This window comes from Senegalia sp. (in: firmicutes) (genome assembly GCF_052088025.1).
Classification (GTDB): Bacteria; Bacillota; Clostridia; order Tissierellales; family SIT17; genus Anaeromonas.
Window position 1 is genome coordinate 6237 of sequence record NZ_JBQCYD010000051.1, and the last position, 9855, is coordinate 16091.

At 29.0% G+C, this 9855-nt stretch carries 12 protein-coding genes, 1 pseudogene and 1 other annotated feature; of the genes and pseudogenes, 12 read left to right on the forward strand and 1 reads right to left on the reverse strand.

The window, feature by feature from the left end; translation table 11 throughout:
- The 12 genes and pseudogenes from ACTHUW_RS11010 to ACTHUW_RS11065 all read left to right on the forward strand — a co-directional run.
- Positions 1–253 (forward strand): annotated as a pseudogene (locus ACTHUW_RS11010) (hypothetical protein); the annotation flags it as partial.
- Between the two features lie 55 nt (positions 254–308).
- Positions 309–536, forward strand: a binding site (T-box leader).
- A 61-nt stretch (positions 537–597) separates the two neighbouring features.
- On the forward strand, positions 598–2553 hold the full coding sequence (gene metG, locus ACTHUW_RS11015) for a methionine--tRNA ligase (protein ID WP_442199528.1): 1956 nt from the start codon (positions 598–600) through the stop codon (positions 2551–2553).
- A gap of 93 nt (positions 2554–2646) precedes the next feature.
- Complete coding sequence (locus tag ACTHUW_RS11020) at positions 2647–3153, forward strand: hypothetical protein (protein ID WP_442197055.1); 507 nt, start codon at positions 2647–2649, stop codon at positions 3151–3153.
- Positions 3154–3166: 13 nt separating this feature from the next.
- Positions 3167–3352 (forward strand): cysteine-rich CWC family protein, encoded by a 186-nt coding sequence (locus ACTHUW_RS11025; RefSeq protein WP_442197054.1) that lies wholly within the window; start codon positions 3167–3169, stop codon positions 3350–3352.
- A 37-nt stretch (positions 3353–3389) separates the two neighbouring features.
- Positions 3390–4157, forward strand: coding sequence for a TatD family hydrolase (locus ACTHUW_RS11030; protein WP_442197053.1), 768 nt, complete (start codon positions 3390–3392; stop codon positions 4155–4157).
- Positions 4158–4230: 73 nt separating this feature from the next.
- Positions 4231–4641 (forward strand): hypothetical protein, encoded by a 411-nt coding sequence (locus tag ACTHUW_RS11035; RefSeq protein ID WP_442210968.1) that lies wholly within the window; start codon positions 4231–4233, stop codon positions 4639–4641.
- Between the two features lie 257 nt (positions 4642–4898).
- A complete protein-coding gene (locus tag ACTHUW_RS11040) occupies positions 4899–5996 on the forward strand; it encodes a 3D domain-containing protein (protein ID WP_442213292.1) in 1098 nt (365 codons plus the stop codon).
- A gap of 83 nt (positions 5997–6079) precedes the next feature.
- Positions 6080–6634, forward strand: a complete 555-nt coding sequence (rnmV, locus tag ACTHUW_RS11045) for a ribonuclease M5 (RefSeq protein ID WP_442210962.1) — start codon at positions 6080–6082, stop codon at positions 6632–6634.
- Positions 6612–7496 carry a 16S rRNA (adenine(1518)-N(6)/adenine(1519)-N(6))-dimethyltransferase RsmA gene (rsmA, locus tag ACTHUW_RS11050; protein WP_442197049.1) on the forward strand — a complete coding sequence of 295 codons (885 nt, stop codon included), beginning with the start codon at positions 6612–6614 and terminating at the stop codon, positions 7494–7496. The genes rnmV and rsmA overlap by 23 nt, the downstream gene beginning before the upstream one ends.
- A gap of 88 nt (positions 7497–7584) precedes the next feature.
- The gene (locus tag ACTHUW_RS11055) at positions 7585–8847 is read left to right on the forward strand and encodes a hypothetical protein (RefSeq protein ID WP_442213294.1); all 1263 of its coding nucleotides are present in this window, start codon (positions 7585–7587) and stop codon (positions 8845–8847) included.
- 106 nt (positions 8848–8953) lie between these two features.
- Positions 8954–9178, forward strand: a complete 225-nt coding sequence (locus ACTHUW_RS11060; RefSeq protein WP_442197047.1) for a glutaredoxin family protein — start codon at positions 8954–8956, stop codon at positions 9176–9178.
- 151 nt (positions 9179–9329) lie between these two features.
- Positions 9330–9554, forward strand: coding sequence for a glutaredoxin family protein (locus ACTHUW_RS11065; RefSeq protein ID WP_442197046.1), 225 nt, complete (start codon positions 9330–9332; stop codon positions 9552–9554).
- Between the two features lie 43 nt (positions 9555–9597).
- Here ACTHUW_RS11065 and ACTHUW_RS11070 read toward each other — a convergent pair whose 3' ends face one another.
- Positions 9598–9783 carry a DUF1858 domain-containing protein gene (locus ACTHUW_RS11070; RefSeq protein ID WP_442197045.1) on the reverse strand — a complete coding sequence of 62 codons (186 nt, stop codon included), beginning with the start codon at positions 9781–9783 and terminating at the stop codon, positions 9598–9600.
- Between the last annotated feature and the right edge of the window lie 72 nt (positions 9784–9855).

Here is a 9855-nt window from a genome sequence, read left to right on the forward strand (position 1 = left end):
ATATTACAATGAAAACTATGATAATTATGAAGATTCACTTCCAAGTTGGTCAAAGGAAACATTAGAAATTCACACTGATGATAGAAGAGATGAAAATAGTTTTGCATCTGTTGCCTGGCTTTTTGGTAAGCATGATAGGCCATGGAAGGAAAGAGAAATATTTGGCAAAACTAGATATATGAATGCAAATGGTCTAAAGCGAAAGTTTGATATAGAAAAATATGTTGAAATGATAGAAGCTTTAGACAAATAATATTGACAAAAATGAATAGTTTAGATATCATTAATCCATAATAATATAAAATCAAATAAAGGCTGTGATGGGAAGAGTAGATTAAAAAGCTACCTAAAAGAGAGCTAGATTAGGTGAAAACTAGCGGTAGAATATTAATTGAAGATGGCCCCTGAGCTTCTAGGGTGAAATATAAGTAGGTCTAGACGTAAACTTGCGTTAAAGAATAGGTTTATAACCTAATGAGGCTTAAATTGTGAAATTTAAGCAAAGTAGAGTGGTATCGCGAATCTTCGTCTCTAATATAGAGAGGAGGATTTTTTTATTGCCTAATTTGGGTACAATAAGTTTAAGGAGGAATTTTGATGAAGGATAAAAACAGTTTTTATATAACAACCCCACTATATTATCCTAGTGCAAATCTTACAATAGGTCATACTTACACTACTGTAGCTGTAGATGCACTAGCTAGATATAAGAGATTACAAGGATTAGATGTAAAATTTCTTACAGGAACAGATGAGCATGGACAAAAAATAGAAAAGGTAGCAAATGAAAGAGGTATAAGTCCCAAAGAATATGTTGATAAAATAGTAGGAGAGATAAAAGAGCTTTGGAAGACTATGGATATATCTTATGATATATTTATTCGTACTACTGATGATTATCATGAAAAAACAGTGCAAAAGATTTTTCAAAAGTTATATAACAAAGGTGATATTTATAAGGGAGTATATGAAGGATATTATTGTACACATTGTGAAGCATTCTTTACTGAAAATCAATTAAATGAGGGGAATTGTCCTGATTGTAATAGACCAGTTGAAAAGCAAAAAGAAGAAACATACTTTTTCAAGCTATCTAAATACACTGATAAGCTTATAAAACATATTGAAGAAAATCCAGATTTCATACAGCCAGAATCTAGAAAAAATGAAATGTTAAACAATTTCTTAAAGCCTGGTTTGGATGATTTATCTGTAACACGCTCATCATTTGATTGGGGTATAAAGGTACCTTTTGATGATGAACATGTAATCTATGTTTGGACAGATGCACTTAGTAATTACATCACAGCTCTTGGATATTTAAGCGATGATGATAGTGATTATAAAAAATATTGGCCTGCTGATATTCATTTTGTAGGAAAAGAAATTGTAAGATTCCATACTATAATTTGGCCAGCACTTCTTTTAGCTTTAGGGGAAGAATTACCTAAACAAGTATTTGGTCATGGATGGATATTATTTGATAACGATAGAATGTCAAAATCTAAAGGAAATGTAGTATATCCCGAATCTATAATAGAATTATATGGGGTAGATGCACTTAAATATTTCTTGCTCCGTGAATTTACATTTGGTCAAGATGGATCATTTACAAAAGAAAAATTTATGAATAGATTAAATTCCGACTTAGCCAATGATTTAGGAAATCTAGTGAGCAGAACTGTAGCTATGATTGGCAAATACAATGGTGGCATCATACCACAAGCTAAAAAGACAGGCGAATTTGATGATAAGTTAAAGAATATAGCTATATCTACTCCTAGTTTGGTAGATGGACATATGGACGATCTCAAATATAGTAGTGCACTAGAAGAAATATGGAAACTTATAGGTAGAACAAATAAATATATTGATGAAACAACACCTTGGATTTTAGCTAAGTATGATGATAAAAAGGATAGATTAGATACTGTTCTTTATAATTTAGCTGAATCTATAAGAATAATATCTGTACTGATAAGACCATTTATGGAAAATACATCAAATGAAATATGGAAACAATTAGGTATAGATAGTGGAGACTACACTACTTGGGAGTCTCTATCTAACTTTGCTAGTTTAGAATCTGGTTTAAAGGTAAGAAAAGAAGCACCAATGTTTCCAAGGCTTGAAGTAGAAAAAGAAATAGAAAAATTAGATAAATTAAACAAAAAATTAATAGAAGAAAGAACCGGTAAAAAAGGTGAGGAGGAAATAGAAGTGGAAGAAAATTATATATCTATAGATGAATTTGATAAGGTTGATTTAAAGATAGCTGAAATAGTAAAGGCAGAAAAGCATCCAGATGCAGATAAACTTTTAGTATTTAAGCTTAGGGTAGGAGAAGAGGAGCGCCAAATAGTATCAGGGATAGCTGAAGTGTATTCTCCAGAAGAACTAATAGGTAAAAAGGTAGTAATAGTTGCAAATTTAAAACCTATTAAATTAAGAGGAGTAAAATCTGAAGGAATGATTCTTTCAGCAGAAAAAGGAAAAGCAATATCATTACTTACAACTCTTGATGAAATTGAAAGTGGTGCGAAAGTACTTTAATTTTTTAAAAAATCCTGTGTAGACATGTCTACATAGGATTTTTTAATGATATAATAAATATATAATCAAATATATATAAATGGGGGAATTAAATTGGATAGCACATATTTTGTACTTACATTTTTAGTTTTAGTTTTTGCTATAGTAAGTTTGTTAAAAGATAGAGCTAACATTAGATTAGCAGGTGATATTTTATATGAAGATAAAAATCGCAATGAAACTATAAATATTGTGAAATGGGTATTGTTTGGAGTGGCTTTTATCTACATATTATATGCCATATACAATATGATAATTGATAAAGATATAATGACAAATATTGATATAGGAGTATTTTTTGCAATATATTTTATCTTCTTTGCAAATTACTATACTAAAGCTTTTATAATAGGAGAAGAAGGGGTTATAAAATATAATAATTTTATAAGATTTAAACATATTATAGGATATGAATTTAAAGATACAAAAAATGAAAAGTATAAATTAATTATAAGATATAAAAGAGATAGTGAATTAAAATCAAGAAGGCTTATAGTAGATATTTATGATAAAAAAGAAATAGAAAAGATATTTAAAAATAAAGTAATAAGAAAAATTTAAAGGAGTGAATATGTTGGAGAAGATAGATGATAAAATATGTCCTCTTTGTGGGCAAGCTAATGATTGTAAGGCTCATCAAGGAAATTGTTGGTGTATGGATATTAAGGTGCCCAAAGAGCTTTTAGAAAAAGTACCTGAAGATAAGAAAAATAAAGCTTGTATTTGCAAGTCATGTATAGATGCCTATAATAAAGGGTAATAGATATACAAATGATTAAAGGAGTTGAAGTTTAGCCATGTTAGTAGATAGTCATGCACATTTAGATGATAAGAGATTTGATAATGATAGGGAAGATTTGATTAAGAATTTAAGAGAAAACAATATAGAATTTATAATTAATCCTGGAGCAGATTTAAAAACTTCTAGGAAGGCTGTAAAGCTAGCAAAAGAAAATGAAAATATTTATGCAGCAGTAGGAGTTCATCCTCATGATGCAGGCGATATGGATGAAAATACAATAGCTGAATTAAAAAAGTTAGCCAAGGAAGAAAAGGTTGTAGCTATAGGTGAAATAGGGCTTGATTATTATTATGATAATTCACCAAGAGAAATTCAAAAGAAGTGGTTTAAAGAGCAGATAAAACTTGCAAAGGAACTTGATTTACCTATTATAATTCATGATAGAGATGCACATGAAGATACCTATAATATATTAAAGGAAGAAAATGATGAAAAATTAAGAGGAATTATGCATTGTTATCAATCTTCCTTAGAGATGAGTAAACAATTTATAGAATTAGGTTTTTTTATATCACTAGCAGGACCAGTTACCTTTAAAAATGCTAAGACACCAAAAGAAGTAGCTAGTGGAGTATCTTTAGATAATTTACTTATTGAAACAGATTCACCATATTTAACTCCCCATCCATATAGGGGCAAGAGAAATGAGCCAAAACATGTAAAACATGTGGCTCAAATGATAGCAGACCTAAAAGGAATATCCATAGAAGAAGTAATTCAAAAAACGAATCAAAATGCAAAGAAAATTTTTGGTATTAAGTAACATAGCAAGGATCTCTCCATATAATGATATTAGATTAAATAAATCTAAATTATTATTAAGGAGAGATTTTTAAATGGAAAAAGATAAAAAGTATGAATATCCCAAAATGCCAAAAATGCCATACAAGCCCGACAGATTACCTATAGAAGATAAACCTATGCGTCCAAGACCAATGCCTATGCCAAATCCTGAAATGAGACCATGTCCAAGGCCAATGCCTATGCCTAGGCCAAATCCAAGACCTAGACCTATGCCTGAAATGCGTCCTATGCCAAATATGCCAAACATGCCTATGAATATGGATCCTATGAAGATGAAGCTTTGCTATTGTATAATGGAATGTATAGATGAAGTATTAGGTGATAGCATGAATAATTGCAATCCTATGTATCCAATGTGCCCATATCCAATGATGCCAGATATGAATGAATGTATGAATGATATGGATGATGAAGATCATAATGGAATGTATCCAATTTATTAAGAATGTAATCTAATTATAAAAAAGAAGAACTTTTCAACAAAAGTTCTTCTTTTTTGTTGTTTTTATGAATAATATTATATGTATATGCAAATATTATTACAGTAATATAACAATTATGTTTCAATTTGATTAAAGGAGGGAATATACATAAGGTAGAGTTTATTGAATTATAGACAGCAAAAAAATGTTTCAATAAATTTGACAAATTTTAAAATACCTAATATACTACTAAAGAATCAAGAAATGGAGGTTGTAAAATGCAAAATATAATTAAAAACAAGAAGTTGCTTATAGTTATTAGCACTGTTTTTGTAATTGCATTATTTTCTGTGGTCCTATATCAAGATTCATTTGCAGAGGTGAACGTAACAGTAGATGGTGAGACTCAAAGTATAAAGACAAGTAATGAAACAGTAGGAGAAGTAATTAAGGAAAGTGACATATATGTAGGAGATGCAGATTATATCAATTTTGATGAAAATCAAAAATTAGAAAAAGGTATGGATATAGTAATAAAAAGATCAAGACCAGTAACGGTAGAAATAGGGACTAGAACAATAACAAAAAAGACATATAAAGATAATATAAAAGACATATTAAAAGACTTTGATATTACATTAGGTAAGGACGACAAGGTAAGCCCTGGCTTAAATGCAAAATACACAGATGCTGATATTAAACTTACTCAAGTAGAGAAGAAAGAAATAGTAGAAGAGAAAGAATTAGAATTTACTACTCTTTATAAAGACAATAAAGGGCTAGAGCTTGGTAAAACTAATACTGTGGAAAAAGGAATCAAGGGGTTAAAGGAAATAAAGAAATCTCAAACCTTTGAAAATGGTAAATTGGTTAAGGAAGATGTAATTTCTGAAGAAATAGTAAAAGAACCAGTTAATCAAATAGTAGAAAAAGGTAAAAAGCCTTTAACAGTAGCTTCAAGGGGTACTAAAATAGAAAAAAAAGCTACAGTTGAAAAATCTAGCCCAGCACCTAAAAAAGAAGTTCAAGAACCAGCTAAAAAAACAGAAAAAAAAGCAGAATCAAAACCTGCATCAAGTAATAAATTTAATGCTAAAAAGACAATTACAATGAGATCTACGGCTTATAGTATAAAAGGCACAACAGCATCTGGAGTACCATCAGGTCCAGGTAAAGTTGCAGTTGACCCAAATGTTATACCACTTGGAACAAGACTGTATATTGAGTCATTAGATGGTTGGGAAGACTATGGATATGCAATAGCTGCAGATACAGGTTCAGCAATCAAAGGAAATATAATAGATGTATTCTATTCAAATAGAAGCACAGCTTTAAAATATGGTAGAAGAAGTATTAAAGTTCATATATTGAATTAAAAAAAGGCGGATATCCGCCTTTTTTGTATGTTAATTTGCTTTATGCTATAATATATTATATTTAAAAAAGGAATGATAAGTAAATGATAAAGGAAGTTATAGTAGTTGAAGGCAAAGACGATGTATCTGCCCTTAAACGTGCAATAGATTGTGAAGTCATAACAACAAGTGGTTTTGGATATCCTGATGATTTAATAGAAAGAATAAGTCTTGCAAACAAAAATAAAGGAGTAATAATATTTACAGATCCTGATTTTGCAGGAGAAAAAATAAGGAATTTTATATCTACTAGGGTTAAAGGTTGTAAACATGCATTTTTATCAAGAGAAAAAGCAATATTAAATGATAATATAGGAATAGAAAATGCAAAGCCAGAAGATATATTACAGGCATTAAAGGGAGCTAGATATGAATCCAGTGAAAAAAGAAATGAGTTTAGTAAGGCTGATTTACTTAAAAATGGCTTGAGTGGAGTAGGTGGTTCTTCCTATAAAAGAGATGTGCTAGGTAAGATACTTTCTATAGGCTATTGTAATTCAAAACAATTTTTAAAAAGATTAAATAACTATGGTATTTCAAGAAGTGAATTTGAAGCTGCACTAGAAAGGATTGAAAATGAAAATGAAAAAGGAAGATAAACTATATTCTCCTAAAGTTATGACAGATATATTAAAAAAATATAAATTTAGATTTTCTAAAAGTTTGGGACAAAACTTTCTTATAGATGGCAATGTACTAGATCAAATATGTGATGGAATAAGTTTAGGTAAAGATGATGAAGTAATAGAGATAGGACCAGGCATAGGAACCCTTACAAGAGAACTTGCAGAGCGTGCTAAAAGTGTAGTTGCAATAGAGCTAGATAAAAAACTGCTACCTATATTAGATGATACATTAAGTGATTATGACAATGTAAAAATAATAAATGAAGATGTATTAAAGATTGATTTAAATAAATTAATAGAAGAAAACTTTGAAAACAAAAAAGTAAAACTTGCAGCAAATTTACCTTATTATATAACTACACCTATAATTATGAGTCTTTTAGAATCAAAAGTAAACTTAAAAAGTATAATAGTTATGGTGCAAAAAGAAGTAGCTGAAAGAATGACATCAGCTCCTGGTAAAAAAGCCTATGGTTCACTATCAATTGCAGTAGGATATTATAGTAAGGCAGAAATTGTAACTATTGTACCTAAAAATGCATTCATACCAAAACCAAATGTAGATTCTGCAGTTATAAAATTAGATATATATGATAAACCAAAGGTGAAAGTAAAGGATGAAGAATTGTTCTTTAAGGTAACAAAAGGTGCATTTAGACTTAGAAGAAAGACACTTTTAAATTCTTTAAGTTCCAGTGATGTAGGTATATCAAAAGAAGATATAAAAAATATATTAAATAAATTAGATATAAAGGAAAATATAAGGGGAGAGAAATTAACCATAGAAGAATTTGCTCTTCTTGCAGATAATATATATGATTTAAAGAAAAATTAGAAGATAATTTATATCTTCTAATTTTTTTGTCAACTATTCATATCTCCCTACATATAATATTAATAAGGATTTGAAAGGGGGGTAAAAAATGAGTAATATTAAATATTTAAGAAAATTTATAATGCTAGAAAAATTAAATTCCAATACTAAAATAAAAGGACATTCTAAAATTGAAGTGAGGGATGGTAGAGGCAAAGTAGAAGTAAATATTGACTCAATAACTGATGTAAATAAGGTATATGACATAATATTTCTAACAAATCAAGGATTTAAAGATGATGTAGCTTACTTTGGTACTATATCTGATGTAGGTGGAGGTAAGGCTTTTTATAAGAAGGATTTTAATCCTAAAAATGTATTGCATTCAGACAAGGCTATAGATGATTATAATATTATAGCAATTAAATCATCAGATTCAGAAATATTATATGGTTATATACATAAAAAAGAAGATAAAGACATAGTATCATTGTTAACTGAAAAACAGGAAAAAAGAACAGAAGTAAAAAAAGAAGAAATAGAGGAAGTTGAAGAAGTTGAAGAAGAAATAAAGGTAGAAAATCAAGATGAAGAAGAAGAGCAAGAGCAAGAAATACAAGAGCTAGAAGAAGAAAAAGAGGAATTTAAAGAAGAGACTCATGAAGAAGAAATCAGTGAAGAAGAAATAAGTAAAGAAGAAACAGAGGATTTAGAAGAGGTAGTAGAAGAATCATTTGAAATCAAAGAAGAAGATAAAATAAAAAAGGAAGAAACTTATTTCCCAAATGCTGATTCTAATTTAGATGATTATATATTAAGCAAATCAGAAAAAGATTTAGAGGAATATTATAGATACAAGGAATATAAAACTAAAGAAAATATAGATAATTATAAAAAAGAATATAAGTCTAATGAAACTAATTACAAGACAAATTCTTTAGATATTTTAAATTATTTTAACCAAGTAGATCCATTTAAAATTAATTTAAAAGAATATAACTTTTGGGAAATCACTGAAGATAGCGTAAATATAAGACGTGGTTTTCTTCCATTTTATAATTATGTAGTAAATATGAAATATCCCTATACATTGATGCACCAAATGAATAGTCCATCTAAACAAATTAGAAAATACAGACATTATTTATTTGGAATAGTATCAGAGGATGAAAGTAATATAAAACACTTTGTATATGGAGTTCCAGGAGTATTTACAAGAAATGAACAGCCATTTAGAGGTATGTCAGGCTTTACTACATGGCTTGAATCTAAAGATTCAGGAGATGAAAGACTTGGATATTGGCTAATTCATATAGATGCTGTTACAGGTAGAATAATAACTCCACTTAGACCAACAAGTCCACTAAAATAAAATGTTAAGAATAAATAATGATTATATCTGATCTTTATAGGGTATTATAGAAATATTGAATAGTTTATAAATAACTATAGAATATTTTTATAAGGAGGAGTTTTAAATGGCAAATGTAACAATTTATACGAGTAATACTTGCCCTCATTGCGGAACTGCAAAGCAATACCTTTCGGAGAAAGGTGTAGAGTATACTGAAAGAAATATTCAAACAGATCCATCAGCAAGAAAGGAACTAATCCAAAAAGGATATATGGGAGTTCCTGTAATTATAGTAGATGGAGAAGAAATGGTAGGGTTTGATAAAAACAGATTAGAAGAATTACTATAAAAGTATAGGTAAAATCTATAGAGAGTTAACTCTCTATAGATTTTTTTATTATTTAAAAAAATTTTAAGTGGTATAATAATTTATAGAGATTTGACCATTATACCCCTGTGAGGTATAATGGTGTTAATAAATTTTTAAGGAGGAATTTTAAATGGCAAATGTAACAGTATATACAAGTAGTACTTGTCCACATTGTACTTCTGCTAAAGAGTATTTAAAAGAAAAAGGAGTAGATTTCACAGAAAAAAATGTGACTACAGATTCAGCAGCAAGAAAGGAACTAATCCAAAAAGGATATATGGGAGTTCCTGTAATTATAGTAGATGGAGAAGAAATGGTAGGGTTTGACAAAAACAGGTTAGAAGAATTATTATAAACAACATAAAATTAGCCCAGAATATATATTCTGGGCTAAAAATTTATTTATTTAGTGATTCTAATAATTCATCTAAGTTAAGACCATGCACCATTGCTGCTTGCTCTAATGATTCCATTTGAGAAGCAGGGCAACCTACACAACCCATACCAAAGCTCATTAATATTTCCGGAGCATCTTCTCTCTCTCTTAATATTTCACCAATAAGCATATCTTTAGTAATAGCCATTTTCTATTCCTCCTTACATATTAAATAAAGAAAACTTTTCTCAATTTTTATTATACCCTATTTTTTACTATT

What these genes read in the sequence shown, in the direction of transcription:
- ACTHUW_RS11065 (WP_442197046.1), top strand. Translation starts at nt 9,330, where the DNA reads ATGGCAAATGTAACAGTATATACAAGTAGTACTTGTCCACATTGTACT.
- rsmA (WP_442197049.1), top strand. Translation starts at nt 6,612, where the DNA reads ATGAAAATGAAAAAGGAAGATAAACTATATTCTCCTAAAGTTATGACA.
- ACTHUW_RS11070 (WP_442197045.1), bottom strand. Translation starts at nt 9,783, where the DNA reads ATGGCTATTACTAAAGATATGCTTATTGGTGAAATATTAAGAGAGAGA.
- ACTHUW_RS11035 (WP_442210968.1), top strand. Translation starts at nt 4,231, where the DNA reads ATGGAAAAAGATAAAAAGTATGAATATCCCAAAATGCCAAAAATGCCA.
- ACTHUW_RS11055 (WP_442213294.1), top strand. Translation starts at nt 7,585, where the DNA reads ATGAGTAATATTAAATATTTAAGAAAATTTATAATGCTAGAAAAATTA.
- ACTHUW_RS11060 (WP_442197047.1), top strand. Translation starts at nt 8,954, where the DNA reads ATGGCAAATGTAACAATTTATACGAGTAATACTTGCCCTCATTGCGGA.
- ACTHUW_RS11030 (WP_442197053.1), top strand. Translation starts at nt 3,390, where the DNA reads ATGTTAGTAGATAGTCATGCACATTTAGATGATAAGAGATTTGATAAT.
- ACTHUW_RS11040 (WP_442213292.1), top strand. Translation starts at nt 4,899, where the DNA reads ATGCAAAATATAATTAAAAACAAGAAGTTGCTTATAGTTATTAGCACT.
- metG (WP_442199528.1), top strand. Translation starts at nt 598, where the DNA reads ATGAAGGATAAAAACAGTTTTTATATAACAACCCCACTATATTATCCT.
- rnmV (WP_442210962.1), top strand. Translation starts at nt 6,080, where the DNA reads ATGATAAAGGAAGTTATAGTAGTTGAAGGCAAAGACGATGTATCTGCC.